Source organism: Gluconobacter sp. Dm-44, from assembly GCF_018256175.1.
GTDB lineage: Bacteria > Pseudomonadota > Alphaproteobacteria > Acetobacterales > Acetobacteraceae > Gluconobacter > Gluconobacter cadivus.
The window spans coordinates 406,769-421,742 of the sequence record NZ_JAERLZ010000002.1 but is presented as its reverse complement, the minus strand read 5'-3'; the positions used below and the strand labels follow the sequence as shown (position 1 = coordinate 421,742).

Below are 14,974 nucleotides of genomic sequence, written 5' to 3'. Positions count from 1 at the left end.
GTCAGTGCGTTTGTGCGGGCACCTTAGGCGAAACCGTCTTCTGGCTCCACCCACCACCGAGCGCGCGATACAATGTCACAATATTCTGGAACCGCGCGGCCTTGACCATGATGTCGTTCTGCTGCGCCTGATAAAGGGTGCGCTGCTGCGTCAGGGTGGTCAGATAGCTGTCGATACCGGCCTTGTAGCGCATGTTGGCCAGATCGAATGCCTGCTGCGACTGCGCCACCAGCTCGTCCATGTGGCGCTGCTGGGTCGTATAGGTTTCCCGTGCCGTCAACGCATCCGAAACTTCCCGGAACGCCGACTGTACGGTTTTTTCATACTGCGCTGCATTCTGACGGGACTGCGCCTTGGCCATCATCAGGTTCCCTTCGCTCTGCCCCCATGTCAGCAGCGGAATGCTGATGGACGGGGAGATGCTCCAGGTTTCGGCACCCGGCGTGAACAGCTTGCGGAACTGAAGCGAACTGGTGCCTTCCGAAGCCGTCAGCGTAAAGCGGGGGAAGAACGCCGCGCGCGCTGCACCCACATTGGCATTGGCCCCCAGCAGGGTATGCTCTGCCGCACGGACGTCCGGCCGCTGCTCCAGCAGATCCGAAGGCAGGCCCTCCGGCAGATCCGTGATCATGGTCTGCGATCCGAAAGGCGCCGGTTCCGGCAAGGTCGAGGGCAGCGGCGAGCCGACGAGAAGCTGAAGCGCATGCTCGTCATCCGCCAGAGCGCGCGTATATTGCGCCTCGTAGGCGGAAGCCTGCTCGACCTGTGTCTTGACCTGCGCCAGCGTCAGCGCATCCGTTTCGCCATTGTCATAGGAAAGCTGTGTCAGCCGCAGCGTATCGCGCTCGGACGCCAGCGTGGCACGCGTTACCCGAAGCTGCTCGCGATCAGCCAACCACTGGATGTAGGTCGTCCCGATCTGCGAGACCGTCGTGATGAGAACGTTCCGCGCGTTCTCGACGTTGTTCAGCACCGTTTCCTTCTGCTGACGCGTCAGGTTGCGGATGCGACCCCAAAGATCGATTTCATAAGACGAGAACCCGATCGACGTCTGATACAGACGCAGGGTCGAGATATGCTCGCCAACGCCAGGCGCAAACGAGAAACCTGCCGTGTCAGATGGCGCCATGAACATCCCCTGCCCGCCGGCCGAGATGATCGGAAACAGCGAGGCATTCTGGATCTCGTACTGGCCGCGCGCAACGCCCACAGCATCAAGCTGCGCTGCGATGTCACGGTTGTTTTTCAACGCCAGCGCCACGAGCGCCTTCAACCGCGGGTCGGTGAAGAAATCCTCCCACCCGAGATTGGAGGCAGCCTGAGCCGCAGGTGTGTTCTTCGATGCCGTATCCGCGGGATAACTGTTCTGGATGGCCTGCGTGGGCCGGTGGTAAACCGGCGCCATGTTACAGGCCGAGAGCATCAGCATCCCGGCAAATCCGGAAGTCAGTCCGAGACGGGCCTTCATGCGCCGTGCTCCCCTTCGGCGACAGGTGCCGCCTTGTTGTCCAGATGGGCGTACGGGTCTTTCCGGTCCTTGATCCGGCTGACCCGGAACAGACGCAGCACCACCACGAAGAAGACCGGGACGAAATAGACCGCCAGCAGCGTTGCCGAGAGCATGCCACCCACGACACAGGTGCCGATCGCCACACGCGCCGCCGATCCGGCCCCGGTCGCGATCGCCAGCGGAAACACACCGCAGACAAAGGCGATGGACGTCATGAGGATCGGACGCAGACGCTCGCGTCCGGCTTCCAAAACCGAATCTTCCAGACTTTCGCCACTTTCAAAGAAGGCTTTGGCGAATTCCACAATCAGGATCGCGTTCTTCACCGACAGACCCACCGTCGTGAGCAGCCCGACCTGGAAATAGACGTCGTTGGCCAACCCGCGTCCCAGCGTTGCCGCAATGGCACCCAGCACGCCGAGCGGAAGCACGAGCAGCACCGCGAACGGAATGGCCCAGCTCTCATAAAGCGCCGCCAGACAGAACATGATGACCACAACGGCCAGAGCATAAAGCGGCCCGGTCGATCCACCCGAAGCAAGCTGCTCGAACGACAGACCCGTCCACTCATAACCGATGCCGCGCGGCAGTTTGGCCAGAAGTTTCTCCATTTCCGTCATCGCCTGACCCGAGCTTGCGCCCACGGCCGGCTGTCCCTGGATTTCGTAGGAGTTCAGACCGTTATAGTCCTCGACCTTCTGCGGACCGTTAACCCAGACCCCCGAAGCAAAGGCATTGAACGGCACCATCGTTCCCGTCGCATTGCGGACATACCAGCGGTTCAGATCCTCCGGCGTCATGCGCGCCCAGGGCTCGCCCTGAATATAGACCTGCTTGACGCGGTCATTGCGCATGAACTGGTTGACGTAGATGGAGCCAAACGCCCCTTCAATCGTCGTGTTGATATCCGCATTCGTCAGGCCGAAAGCGTTGGCGCGCTCACGGTCGATATCAAGCTTGAACTGCGGCGCATCCTCCATACCCAGCGGGCGAACAGCCATCAGAAGCGGATTTTTCGCTGCTTCGCTCAGGATCTGGTTTCGCGCGGCCAGCAGCGCTTCATGACCCAGATGCCCGGTGTCTTCCAGCTCCAGATCAAAACCGGTCGCATTGCCCAGTTCCATCACAGCAGGCGGATTGACGGCAAAGATCTGCGCTTCCGGATCCATCCAGAAATGCATCATGATCTCGCGCGACACGGTCATGGTGGTGTGCGCAGTGCCCGGACGCTGGTCCCAGGGTTTCATACGGATGAAGAACGCACCCGCACTCTGCCCCTGCCCCGCGAAGCTGAAGCCCGTCATGGTGAAGACGGATTCAACATACGGACCGTAGGTCTTGAGAACGTAGTCGGTAATCTTGCGGTTGACGGCCGCCGTCTGTGCTTCGGTCGCCCCGTTGCGCATTGTGACCTGCCCGAAGATGATTCCCTGATCCTCGTCCGGCAGGAACCCGCCCGGCACGCGCATGAACAGGAACCCGACGAGCGCCGTCAGAAGAACGAACCCGATCATACTGACCACCGGCACGCGGATCAGCCATTTCACGCCGCCGATATAACCGTTCGTCATGCGATCGAACGTCCGGTTGAACCAGGCTGCGGGCCCACGATCATGCCCTTTGTGGGTCGGCTTGAGCATGGACGCACAGAGGGCCGGCGTCATGACCATTGCCACCAGAACCGACAGCCACATGGCCGCGACGATCGTGATGGAGAACTGACGATAGATCACACCCGTGGAACCGCCAAAGGCCGCCATCGGAAGGAACACCGCCGTCAGCACCAGCACGATGCCCACAAGCGCGCCCGAAATCTCGTCCATGGAGACACGGGCCGCTTCCTTCGGTGACAGCCCCTTGTCCGTCATCACACGTTCGACGTTCTCGACCACCACGATCGCGTCATCGACCAGCAGACCGACCGCCAGCACCATGGCCAGCATGGTCAGCGTGTTGATGCTGTAGCCCACGATGGACATCAGCCCGAACGTTCCCAGAAGAACGACCGGCACGGCAATCGTCGGGATCAGCGTGGCGCGGAAGTTCTGCAGGAAGATCAGCATCACGATGAACACGAGGACAATCGCCTCGATCAGCGTCTCGACCACTTCATGGATAGAGAGCGTGATGAACGGCTCGGTATCCAGCGGATAGACGAGCTTCAGACCCTGCGGGAAATAACGGCTCAGTTCACCCAGACGTGCCCGAACGGCAGCCTCAGTCTTGAGCTGGTTCGCCCCTGGCGCAAGCTTGAGTGCCATCGCGGCGGCCGGATGGTTGTTGTAAGACGATCCCAGAGCATAGCTCTGCGCCCCAAGCTCGACCCGCGCCACGTCCTTCAGACGCACCTGACTGCCATCCTGCTGCACCTTGAGCAGGATTTCCTTGAATTGGTCAGGCGTGCTCAGACGGGTCGGACCAATGATCGTGGCATCGAATCCGATGCCCTTCTTGGCCGGAAGACCGCCAAGTTCACCCGAAGAAACCTGGATGTTCTGCGCCTGAATGGCGGACTGGACATCGCCGACCGTCAGGCCGAAATTGTAGAGCTTCGACGGGTCCAGCCAGACGCGCATCGCATATTCGGAACCAAACAGCGTATGATCGCCCACCCCCGAAACACGCGACAGCGGATCGGAAATATTGGACGCGACATAATCCGAGATGTCCTGCCCGGACATGCTGCCATCTTCGGAAATGAAGGCCACGACCATCATGAAGTTCTTGGTCGCCTTCGTGATGCTCAGACCCTGTGCCGTCACTTCCGCCGGCAGACGCGGCTGGGCCAGCTGAAGCTTGTTCTGGACCTGAACCTGCGCGATGTCAGGGTTCGTCCCCTGCTCGAACGTCAGGTCAATCTCCATCTGTCCGCTCGCATAAGACGAGGCCGACAGGTATTCGAGATGATCCAGACCATACATCTGCTGAAGGATCGGGCGGACAACCGTGTTGTTCACCGTCTCGGCAGATGCACCCGGATACATGACCGAAATGGCAATCTGGGGGGGGGCAATGTTCGGATACTGCGCAATCGGCATGCGCGTGATCGCGACACCACCGACGAGCATGATGATCAGACCGATTACCCACGCAAAGATGGGCCGGTCAATGAAGAAGCGGGACAATGACATGCGGGGTTACTCCGCCTTTCCCGCAGGCGGTGCAGAAGGCGCTTCATGCGGTGCCACCTTTGCACCCGGCTGCACTTTCTGCAGGCCGCTCACAATCACCTTCTCGCCTGCCTTCAGACCGTCCGAAACGAGCCAGGACTCGCCGACCGTCCGCAGGACCTGAATGGAACGCTGGCTGACCTTGTTCTCGCCGTCCACGACCATGACATAAGGATTGCCCTTGGCATCCCGTGCCACCGCAACCTGCGGCACCAGCATACCGTGCGGATCAATGCCTTCCTGAATATGGGCATTCACGAACATGCCCGGCAGAAGCAGATGATCGGGGTTCGGGAAAACGGCACGCATGACGAGCGTTCCAGTCGCCGGATCCACCGTGACTTCGGAAAGCTGGAGCTTTCCACGCACTGGATATTCGGTGTTGTCTTCCAGCCGCAGACCGACCGCCGCATCCGTGCCATTCCGCTCCAGCTGCCCATCCGCCAGTTCACGCTTCAGGCGCAACATGTCGGTGGCGGCCAGATTGACGTCCACGTAAATCGGATCGAGCCGTGTCACAACCGCAACCGGCTGGGTCTGCCCGGCCGTCAGAAGCGCACCCGCCGTATAAAGCGTACGACCAATACGCCCACTGATGGGCGCACGAACATGGGTGTAATTCAGGTTGACGGCTGCTGCTTCCAGCGCTGCTTTCGCCTGTGCCACCTGTGCTTCGGCCTCACGCGCCGTTGCCAGCGTATTATCATAGTCCTGCGAACTCACGGCATGAGCCGCCACCAGCGGACGATAGCGCTTGAGCTGCCCGTCTGCCCGCGCCGACACGGCCTGTGCGTTCAGCAGCTGCGCCTTTGCCTGATCGTAAGCGGCCTGATACGGCGCGATATAGATCTGGAAAAGCTGCTGCCCGGCCTTGACGTCCGCACCCTGCTCGAAATCACGCGAGACAATGACACCATTCACCTGCGGACGGATCTGCGCCTGTTCGTAAGCATCCGTCCGTCCCGGCAGGGACGTCTCAAGCGTAACCGGCTGGGTCTTGAGCGTGACCACATCGACAGGCTGGGGCGGCATCTGGGGAGGAGGCGTTTTTTTCTGACACCCTGCCACCAGCAGCGGGAGCGCCAGAAGCGGCACCAGAAAACTGCCCCTCCCACCCCACGAACCGACCGGAGACAGGGCAGCAGAACAATTCAAAGACATTTTCTGAAAAGAAGGCATGATACGGCCGCTATCCTGTGATACAGAAACCCGCTAGTTTCCCGCGAGGACGGAAACTAGCGGGTTTCTTTGACAGACGTCAATTCGGTCTGTGAAATAATATCGGAGTTCATCTTGCCCAGTCAGTCGAGCAGCCAGTCCGAAGACCGGAAACAGTCCTGCTGTGGCCGCCCAGCGCAGCTCGACGAAGCGGAAAGACGCAACCGGATTCTCGACGCCGCCAGTTCGGTCCTGATCACCCATGGCTATCACGCCACGTCGATGGACAGCATCGCGTCCTGCTCGGGAATGTCCAAAAAAACTCTCTACCAGTTTTTCGACTCCAAACAGGTCCTGTTCGAAACGCTGATCCTCGAGCGGCTGTTCGCTCCCATAAACTACACACCCGTTCCAACGGACTCCATGGAAAAACAGCTTCTGGGCCTCATGACCAGTATTGCTGCCTGCATGTTCTGTGATGAGCGTCTGAGCCTGCTGCGCTCCGTCATTACGGAAACGAGCCGTAATCCCGCTGTCCGGCAACTGGTCGCAGATCTGTTTCAGCTCTCGGGGCGCGTTCTTCCCATTCAGAACTGGATGACCATTCAGTCCGAAGCAGGCAGACTGGACATTCCCGACATCACGGAAGCCTCGGACCTCCTTTTCGGCATGACACTCGGCGGCCCGACACTGGGACGCCTCACACATTGCAAACCAAGCCGTTCAAAAGAAAAGCTCGAGGAATTCATGGCTTACGGCATCAGAGTTTTTCTCGAAGGACATCGTCCTGTCAGCCCTCCCTCGAAAGGGCATTAACCACCAGCCGAGACGGGTGGCGGCGCGGCGCCATCCTTGCTCCCCGTCAACAGACTGAAAACACCTTCAGAGGCTGTCCCTTTCATCGACGGACCAAACCGGGTCTGAAGATTTCTGAGCGTCTGCTGATCCTGCGCTCTGGACGCATCGCCGCCAATCCGAAGAATGAGAGCCTGCTGGTCAGGAGAAAGCGGCACCTTCGCCGCCTCGCCAGCTCCCGGCAGCGCGTCCAGCATAGGCGTCAGGGCCTCCACCGCCCGGGGCCACTCCCCCGCTTTTTCAGCCATCTGGGCCCGCAGCGTCCAGGCCCGCGGATCCCGAATGGTGGCAAGCTCGCCCGCTGCTTCATCCGAACGATGATCGGCCAGCGCAATCTGCGCACGCAAAAGCGCAACCTCCACGGACTGACTGCTGCTCCCTCCCGGCAGAGCCAGCGCCGCATCAGGAGAGCCTTCGGCAAACGCCGAGAGATCCTGCCGCGCTGCCTTGGCATCTCCCATATCCAGCTCCAGCTTGGCTAGCCGGATCCGGACGGCCATGCCCTGCGCCCCACTTTGGAGATCCGCAAGCTTCCTCAGAGCATCCCGTTCCTGATCCGGCAGCCCCATGGCCTCATAACGACGCGCCAAACCATCGAGAATATCCCGCAGTAAGGGAACGTTCTCTGAAGCTCCGTTCAGCGCATCCTTCAGAAAAACGACTTCATCCATATTCTGCCTCCCGCCTGAAGGGGCAGCCTGCGCCATACGGCGGATGATATCCGTCTTCTGGAGCTCCACTTCAGCCATATCGTCAGGATAGAGGCGGTCCCATTCCTGAATCGCTGCCGCAGCACCTGCGAGATTGCCACCGTTCATCAGAGCCTCAATCTGCAAAAGCCGGGCATTCTTTTCCCGACCCGCGATCCGAAGTGCCGGCAGAATGCCATCAACCTGATCGGCCACAGCCTGCGACGGCAGGGTTTTTCTGTCTAATGCCTGTCGAAGCAGCGCTTCTCGCGCCACCGGCCAGACCAGCGGCGACGTTTCATGTGACAGCGCCTTCAGCCTCTCTTCTGCATCCGGTGCATTCCGGCGAGCCGCCAGAAGCGCTTTCGCGAGAGCCACCTGCGGATCATCTGGAAACTGCTCAAGAATTTTCGTCGCGTTTTCATTGCCATATCGCGCCACCCACTGGGCGGCAGACGGCATGAGACGGTCTCGCAAAGGGGCCGCATATGCCTGAAGAACAGGCAAGCCAGTCGCAATCAGGTCTGCCGTATGGCTATGGTCGCTTTCCAGCGTCCCTGATGCAGTCTGCCCAGCCCGACTGGTAGGCGGCATAAGCATGCGCATCATCCCGCGCCAGAGCTGATCCTCAGGAGTACTCCCTCCATCTTCAGTCAGATAGGATGAAACTTCGCGCTGGTTAAGCACGGCCGAAATCTGTTGCAACCGGCGCGCCTCAGGTTTTTCCGCGCCTTCAGGCCAGTCCTGTAATGCCACCTGCATGACTTCACCCAGAAGCGGTCCATTCCCCGCGCGCGCTGCCGCCTGAGCAACCCGCATACGAGCCTCAAACCGGTCAGCCGACGAAGCCAGAGCGGCAGCATTCACACTCCTTCTAAGCGCCTCGCGCAGTTCTTCTGGTGCTCCGGATCCCAGACTGACGCCACTCAGGGAGGAGCCATAGGGTTGAAGCCGGTTGGACGCCATCAAAGGAAAACTGCCCGGCCCCATCGTATCCAGAACCAGCTTTCCTGCCGCCTGACGCAATTCGATCTCGTCAGAATCAGCCGCAACCACCACACCCATCAGACTGCTTCGAACTGCAAAGCCGCTTCCCTGACGGCGCATGGGCTGTTCGATACGTCCCGATCGCGTCATTCCCAGCAGCAGCCTCCGACCCGAAGCCGGATCATCCAGTGCCACGACCTGTGGCAACCCATCCTGAACAGGCGATGTGAACGTCAATGCGTTTCCGTCCTGCCCCAGCAGCATATCAGCCTGAGGCTTTACGTCAGAAGCGATCGAAACCGTCCACCCCGCCCCCACAGGACGCAAAACCGGATCACGATCATCAGACACTCCGATGGTGATAACCGTTACATCAGGGAGAAGTCTGCTGGAGACGGACGTGAAAGGCCCGACGCCAGACAGGCCTGCCGTATCAAGAGCATGCCGTCCGGCCGCCACAAGGACGATATTCTGGCCGTTCCGAAAGGCTGCGACAGGCGTCAGTTCTCCAAGCGGCAGCCAGAGCCCGGTCGCGTCGGGAATCTGCATGGACGCTACGGGAGGCGCATTCACAACTTGAGGCCGAGGTTCGGATAGCGGAGCAGAATCGGCCGAAATCCGTTTCTCCTGCATCGCTTTTTCCGGGTGCGGGAAAAGCGGTGCAGGATCGTTCAGAAACGACCATCCAGCAGGCAACAGCTTCTCATCTGTTGCAGGACTGACATGGCCTTTCTCTGGTCCGGATTTTACACTGGACGTTCTGGTCTGCGCGGCGACTTCTCCTCCAAAGGAAGAAAAACCCAGAACTGCGGCCAAGATCGCCCTTTTCATCCGTTGCCACCCATCCGGGAGACAGGTCGTGCGTGGGAATTTGCCAAGAGCTGCGTCGCCAGAATGGCGCGCTGAGGCGACATTGCTTCCATGATGGCTGAAGCCTTGCGAGGGTTCATCCTGTTGAGGAGCGCCACACCAACGCGTAAATCAAGAATGTTGAAGATCGCAGCAGCATCTTCCGGCCTCATCGTCTGATAGATTTTGACGAGCCGATCCGCGTCATCGTTCCGCAACTGGTCCGTATGTTGCTCGCTGCTTTCAAGCGCAGTTCGGGAATTTTCCAGCGCAGTCATGCGGCGCTGGAGTTCTTCCTCAGCAGCATCAACAAGACGTTGACGGTCATTCAGAGCCGCATCCCTGCGATCCAGTTCTTTCTCCCGTGAAGCAAGTTGCTCAGCAAGAGCAGGATCAGCTGGCTGGACCAAAGAAGGCACATCTGCGGGTGCAGGCCCCTTGCATCCCCCTTTGGCACACAGATCATCGGTTTTCGGAGAAGCCACAGTGGCAGAAGGAACGGTTTCAGCAGGCTTGGGAGGCTGAACCTGAGGAGGCGTCCCTACAGGCACAACAGGTTGAGGTTGAGCCATGGCGACAGTGGCCAGGGCGGACGACGGGGTGTCTGTATCGCCCATCAGATCGCCCGCAATCGCGTAAACCTTAACCCCGAGAAGAACAATCATCAGGCCGCAGGCGAGATGCAGAATACGGAAAAACATGCCCTGGTTATCCCTGCTTCTGACGCAGAGCGCGCAGAAGCTCACGCTCGGCCGCACTCTTGCTGCCACTGGGCTTCATCGTCCGCACCTCCTCCGGCTTCAGACGGAGCGCTGAACGAAACGACGTTTCCTCAGGCATTTCTTCAACACGAGGCGCGGCTTTAGCTGCGACACGCCCGGCGGGCAGCAGGGATTCCAACTGCTGGGCAAGAGTTTCCGAGCGGTCACAGAGCATAGCCAGGTCCCGTTTCAGGCTCTTGCCGGACTCAACCGTCTTGCCCAGAGCACGACCTACGAGTTCCGTGGTCTGGCGCAGATGATCAATGCCGGACTGAGCCTGAGCACTGCTGGACTGAAGGCTGGAAATCAGGGCGTCGAGCTGGCCCCGGTCACGCCGCAGCACGGACAGGGCCCGCCCCAGATAAAGGCTGTAAAAAATAGTCACCAGAAGCAGCACTGAAAGGGCAATTTCGATCCCAAGCTGAAATCTGTCCATGAAATATGCTCCGATCAGCTATAGGATGCGGCACGATCAGTACCGGGTTTCTGGTTAAGGACTTCTTCAATCTTGACAGCCACCTGTCCCTGCTTTCGCCCGACACGCCCCTTAAAAAGAACATGTTCGCCACACCGCAGAGTGACGGGAGCGTCAGGTTTTCGGCGGAGAACCAGTTGATCTCCCGGGGCGAGCTTCATGATTTCTTTCAGACCCACGGTTTGCTCCTCCAGAACGGCATCAAGGGTCAGATCCGTTTGCCAGAGCTCCTGCGCCAGATGGCTCTCCCACATCCCGTCATGGCCGAATTTCTCCCCCATGAACTGCTGAAGCAGAATGTCCCGAACCGGCTCGAGTGTGGCGTGCGGCAGAACAACGTCCACGTCCCCGCCGCGCCCTTCCATATCAATGCCGAACCGTGCGGTAATCACACCGTTCCCGGCCCGGCAGATCATTGCGAAACGTGAGTTCATTTCGAGACGCTCGAAATGAAAATTGACCGCACAGAGCGGGCTGAAACTTGTTTCCAGATCATCAAGAATAATTCTGACCATAGGCTCGATCAGGGCGCGTTCAATGGCTGTGTGATGTCGGCCCGTCTGTCGGGCGATCGCCGGACCATCGTTTCGGACATGGCCGCCGAGCAGTGCATCGACAATGCTGTAGATCAGAGAAGAGCTCAGTACGATGATACCGTAGTTGTCCCATTCTTCTGCCTTGAAGACTGCGAACATGGCCTGCCCCGGAACATTTTCGAGATAGTCTCCAAAACGTTGGGAACCCAGCCGGTCCATGGACGCTTCAACATTGTCGCTTGTGAAATTCCGCAGGCTGGTGGTCAGGATCCGCGTGAAACGGTCAAAAACAACTTCGAGCATGGGCAGGCGCTCGGACGATATGCCAGACGTACTGACAACACGTTCGATTCCGCTGCTGTGCGAAGGGCCGCTGACTGCCGAATCCTTGTCAAAAAAGCTGTCGATTTCGGCTTGGCTGAGAACCTGATCGTTGCCTTGTTCAAAAGCAGAAAATCCGTTTCCGGCAAGCGGGAAAGCCGCAGCGGGTATCCCGGCATCCTGATCTGCAAACGTGGTGTCCGCCTGTCGGTCGTCGTTCACTGAACCAGCACCTCTACGAAAAAGAGATCTCTGACCCGAAGAGGCGCCACGATATTGGTGATCTGGGCCAGCATAGTTTCCCGCAGGCGGTAAATGCCGCTTCCGGAAAGCTCCGAGGGCTGCATCCCATGCAGGCAGGTCTGGAAAGCATCCTGAATCTGAGGCATCAGGGCGGCGACATTTTCGGCATTCTTCCCGTCTTCAACCTCCAGCCGCGCGCCGATCCGGACATATCGTGTCCGATCAGATCCGGAGTCGAGATTGGAGAGAATGGTCGGGATGGTAATGGTCGTCCATTTCACAGGCTGGGCAGCAGTCTTGGCGGCCGGGGTTGCCGCGTGATGAAAATGCTTCCATGCAAAGGCTCCACCACCCGTCAGAAGCAGGCATGCGAGCACTGCAAGGATGATGATCTTGCGCTTACCCCCCTTCTTGACCGGGGTTTCGTTTTCCGGAGTCTCCGTCGTCACCGTTTGCCTGCCTTCTCTTTCGGACAGTGCTCATCATCTGCGTAAAAGATTAACAGTGGGTTTATGATGCTCAGGAAAAGGCAAGTCTTCCTTCAGACGGGAACCATGATCCTGAGCCTCACGGCCCTTGCAGGCTGCGCGTCCCAGCGTTCTCCTTATAACCGCTATTATTCTTCAAGCGGGGCCTACCGCGCACCGGGACCGGCCGGAGATCCCTGGCGGCCTTACATCCTACAGGCCGCCAGCCGCTTCTCGATTCCGCAGGACTGGATCCGGGCCGTCATCCATCAGGAATCGGGAGGCCACCAGTTTCTGGACGGACGGCCCATCACCTCCCATTCCGGGGCCATGGGACTGATGCAGCTCATGCCTCAGACCTACGCCGACATGCGCTCGCGCTATGGTTTGAGGTCGGACCCTTACGAACCCCATGACAACATCATGGCCGGCACCGGCTATATCAGCATTCTCGCCCGAAAATACGGAGCCCCGGCCTTTCTTGCGGCCTACAATGCAGGGCCGCAGCGACTTGAGGAGTACCTTTCCGAGGGACGCCAGTTGCCTAACGAAACCGTCAATTACGTTGCAAACATCACACCTCATCTGGGTACGCAGATTGCCATGACAGGCCCCTTGGCCGCCTATGCCAGCGCCGATCAGTTGAACGCCTCCCAGTCCGGAGCCTCCTATGCCGGACTGCCAGCGGTCCGGAGCACTCCTGCGCCTGTCATGACGGCCTCGCGCAGTGTCGAGCAGGTCTGGGCAAGCCGACATGTCACGAGCGCTGCGGCCCAGACACCGATTGCAGAACCGATCGCCGCTCCCAGTGCCGTGCCCTGCAATCCGGACGACGCCTACGATCCGAACGTCCCCTGTGCCATCCAGCCTGTTGGGGCCTCTCAGCTCCCTCCGCCCTCTGCCACGGTCGCGTCCCGTCCTCTCCCTGCGCCTCCCGTCATGCAGACGCCGCATACGCTTCCGGTTCAACCTACGGAATCGACCACAGTGGTCGTGGGCTATCACCGGCCAGGAAGCTATGGGTCCTGGGCCGTTCAGGTAGGGGCCTTTGGCAGTATCGGACAGGCGAAATTCGCCGCGACCATGGCACGGCAGGCAGCTTTCACACCGCTTCAGTCTGCTCGAATCGAAGTCCACCCTACACCAAGTCATGGCACCACTATCTGGCGCGCGCGCCTGACAGGGATCAGCCGCATTGGAGCCGCCGAAGCCTGCTCAACTCTTTCCGGACAGGGAATGGCCTGCATGGCCGTTCCGCCGGGGCATTGAAGGCACAGTCAGCAGCCCAGTTTCACCCATACAATCAATCCGCGTTGGCAATGTGGCGACTTTCGCCTATGTTTCCATGCATGAGACACATAGCTGCCGCGCATGAAGCGTAGGCCCACCCGGCCTCCGCCTCTCGTCACGCCCTTTCAGCTTCACCGAACACCCTTCCAGACGACTTCTCAGGACGCGCAGATGACGACAAGCCCGGCTCCCGATCACACCCCGACCCATCACACAGGGGCCATCAGCGAGGAAGGCTATCACAAGGATCTCGGACGCCGTCATGTCCAGATGATCGCTATCGGGGGTGCCATTGGTACAGGGCTGTTCCTTGGAGCAGGCTCACGCCTTCAGATGGCTGGCCCCTCTCTTGCCATCATCTACGCAGTCTGCGGCGTTTTTTCGTTCCTGATCCTGCGCGCACTGGGCGAGCTGGTCATGTATCGGCCGACCAGCGGCAGCTTCGTGACCTATGCGCGCGAATTCCTCGGTGAGCGCGCGGCCTATATGGCGGGCTGGCTATCCTTCCTGAACTGGGCGATGACCGGCATCGTCGATATCACGGCCGTTGCCCTCTATATGCATTACTGGGCGGTTTTCCTGCCGATTCCGCAATGGGTTTTCGCTCTTGTAGCACTGACGATCGTCGGCACCATGAACATGATCGGTGTGCGCTACTTCGGCGAGATGGAGTTCTGGTTCTCCCTCATCAAAGTCGTAGCACTAACGCTTTTCCTGATTGCAGGCGCCCTCATTCTCGGCACGCGCATGCCTGTGGCCGGCCACACGACAGGCTTTCACCTGATTACCGAAAACGGCGGTATCTTCCCGCATGGACTGTTTTCGGCCCTCATGCTGCTTCAGGGAGTGGTGTTCGCCTATTCCGGCATCGAACTGCTGGGCACCGCCGCAGGCGAATGCGAGGATGCCCGTGAAATCCTTCCGCGCGCCGTCAACAGTGTGATCTGGCGCATTGCCCTGTTCTATGTCGGCTCGGTCATTCTGCTAGTCTGCCTGCTGCCCTGGACCGAATATCATGCTGGCACCAGCCCGTTCGTGACGTTCTTTCAGGCGCTTGGCATTCCGGGCATCGGCACCATCATGAACATCGTGGTGCTAACGGCCGCGCTTTCCAGCCTCAATTCCGGCCTGTACTCCACGGGACGGGTGCTGCGCGCCCTGTCTCTCGGTGGCTCCGGCCCCCGTGCCCTGAGCAAGCTGAACAAAAGCTCCGTGCCCTATGTCGGCATTCTCACCACACTGGCCGTATATCTGGTGGGTGTGATACTGAACTACCTCATCCCGTCCCGCGTCTTTGAAATCGTCCTGAACTTCTCGGCGCTGGGCATCATCAGCACATGGGGCTTTATCCTACTGTGCCAGCTTCGTCTGCGGGCCGCGATCAATCGCGGGGATATCATGCCAACGGGCTTCAACATGCCCGGCGCTCCTTATACGACATGGGCGACGCTGGGTTTTCTGGGCTTCGTCTTGGTCATGATGGCCTTCGACTACCCGGACGGTACGATCACGATCGGCGCCATCCCGCTGATCGGCGCCGTGCTGATCGGGGGCTGGTGCCTGCTGGATCGCAGCCGCCGCCACGGCTGATTCCGTTCCTCCGGCTTTTGGCATTAAAAAAGGGCGCTCTGTTGAGCGCCCTTTTTTATGTCCGCATGATGCG

11 protein-coding genes are annotated in these 14,974 nt (G+C 59.5%); 3 read left to right on the top strand and 8 right to left on the bottom strand.

All coding sequences use genetic code 11. The features are described 5' to 3' along the window. Position 1 precedes the first annotated feature (1 nt). The 3 genes from JK213_RS05010 to JK213_RS05000 are packed head-to-tail and all read right to left on the bottom strand — an operon-like array spanning position 2 to position 5,859. Positions 2-1,468 (bottom strand): efflux transporter outer membrane subunit, encoded by a 1,467-nt coding sequence (locus tag JK213_RS05010; RefSeq protein ID WP_062108097.1) that lies wholly within the window; start codon positions 1,466-1,468, stop codon positions 2-4. After that, positions 1,465-4,641, bottom strand: a complete 3,177-nt coding sequence (locus JK213_RS05005) for an efflux RND transporter permease subunit (protein WP_283091824.1) — start codon at positions 4,639-4,641, stop codon at positions 1,465-1,467. Before JK213_RS05005 ends, JK213_RS05010 begins: the two co-directional genes overlap by 4 nt. Positions 4,642-4,647: 6 nt before the next feature. After that, a complete protein-coding gene (locus tag JK213_RS05000; RefSeq protein ID WP_194261263.1) occupies positions 4,648-5,859 on the bottom strand; it encodes an efflux RND transporter periplasmic adaptor subunit in 1,212 nt (403 codons plus the stop codon). Positions 5,860-5,973: 114 nt separating this feature from the next. Between JK213_RS05000 and JK213_RS04995 the strand changes: the two genes are divergently transcribed. Continuing rightward, positions 5,974-6,654 carry a TetR/AcrR family transcriptional regulator gene (locus JK213_RS04995; RefSeq protein WP_228125307.1) on the top strand — a complete coding sequence of 227 codons (681 nt, stop codon included), beginning with the start codon at positions 5,974-5,976 and terminating at the stop codon, positions 6,652-6,654. On the opposite strand, the gene JK213_RS04990 is transcribed toward JK213_RS04995, so the two are convergent. The 5 genes from JK213_RS04990 to JK213_RS04970 are packed head-to-tail and all read right to left on the bottom strand — an operon-like array spanning position 6,651 to position 12,003. Next, positions 6,651-9,200, bottom strand: a complete 2,550-nt coding sequence (locus tag JK213_RS04990) for a lipopolysaccharide assembly protein LapB (RefSeq protein WP_194261261.1) — start codon at positions 9,198-9,200, stop codon at positions 6,651-6,653. The genes JK213_RS04995 and JK213_RS04990 overlap by 4 nt on opposite strands. Then, the gene (locus JK213_RS04985; protein WP_194261260.1) at positions 9,197-9,919 is read right to left on the bottom strand and encodes a MotE family protein; all 723 of its coding nucleotides are present in this window, start codon (positions 9,917-9,919) and stop codon (positions 9,197-9,199) included. Before JK213_RS04985 ends, JK213_RS04990 begins: the two co-directional genes overlap by 4 nt. A gap of 7 nt (positions 9,920-9,926) precedes the next feature. After that, a complete protein-coding gene (locus JK213_RS04980) occupies positions 9,927-10,415 on the bottom strand; it encodes a DUF6468 domain-containing protein (RefSeq protein WP_194261259.1) in 489 nt (162 codons plus the stop codon). A 14-nt stretch (positions 10,416-10,429) separates the two neighbouring features. Next, positions 10,430-11,533, bottom strand: coding sequence for a flagellar motor switch protein FliM (fliM, locus tag JK213_RS04975; RefSeq protein ID WP_194261258.1), 1,104 nt, complete (start codon positions 11,531-11,533; stop codon positions 10,430-10,432). After that, entirely contained in the window at positions 11,530-12,003 is a 474-nt protein-coding gene (locus JK213_RS04970) for a flagellar basal body-associated FliL family protein (RefSeq protein WP_194261257.1), read from the bottom strand. Before JK213_RS04970 ends, fliM begins: the two co-directional genes overlap by 4 nt. A 63-nt stretch (positions 12,004-12,066) precedes the next feature. On the opposite strand from JK213_RS04970, the gene JK213_RS04965 reads away from it, so the two are divergent. Continuing rightward, a complete protein-coding gene (locus JK213_RS04965; RefSeq protein ID WP_194261256.1) occupies positions 12,067-13,290 on the top strand; it encodes a transglycosylase SLT domain-containing protein in 1,224 nt (407 codons plus the stop codon). A 192-nt stretch (positions 13,291-13,482) separates the two neighbouring features. Further along, positions 13,483-14,901 (top strand): amino acid permease, encoded by a 1,419-nt coding sequence (locus JK213_RS04960; protein WP_194261255.1) that lies wholly within the window; start codon positions 13,483-13,485, stop codon positions 14,899-14,901. Positions 14,902-14,974 lie beyond the last annotated feature (73 nt).

Excerpts from the sequence above, each read along its gene's own strand:
- JK213_RS05010 (WP_062108097.1), bottom strand. The coding sequence starts at position 1,468 with ATGAAGGCCCGTCTCGGACTGACTTCCGGATTTGCCGGGATGCTGATG.
- JK213_RS05005 (WP_283091824.1), bottom strand. The coding sequence starts at position 4,641 with ATGTCATTGTCCCGCTTCTTCATTGACCGGCCCATCTTTGCGTGGGTA.
- JK213_RS05000 (WP_194261263.1), bottom strand. The coding sequence starts at position 5,859 with ATGCCTTCTTTTCAGAAAATGTCTTTGAATTGTTCTGCTGCCCTGTCT.
- JK213_RS04990 (WP_194261261.1), bottom strand. The coding sequence starts at position 9,200 with ATGAAAAGGGCGATCTTGGCCGCAGTTCTGGGTTTTTCTTCCTTTGGA.
- JK213_RS04985 (WP_194261260.1), bottom strand. The coding sequence starts at position 9,919 with ATGTTTTTCCGTATTCTGCATCTCGCCTGCGGCCTGATGATTGTTCTT.
- JK213_RS04980 (WP_194261259.1), bottom strand. The coding sequence starts at position 10,415 with ATGGACAGATTTCAGCTTGGGATCGAAATTGCCCTTTCAGTGCTGCTT.
- JK213_RS04965 (WP_194261256.1), top strand. The coding sequence starts at position 12,067 with ATGATGCTCAGGAAAAGGCAAGTCTTCCTTCAGACGGGAACCATGATC.
- JK213_RS04960 (WP_194261255.1), top strand. The coding sequence starts at position 13,483 with ATGACGACAAGCCCGGCTCCCGATCACACCCCGACCCATCACACAGGG.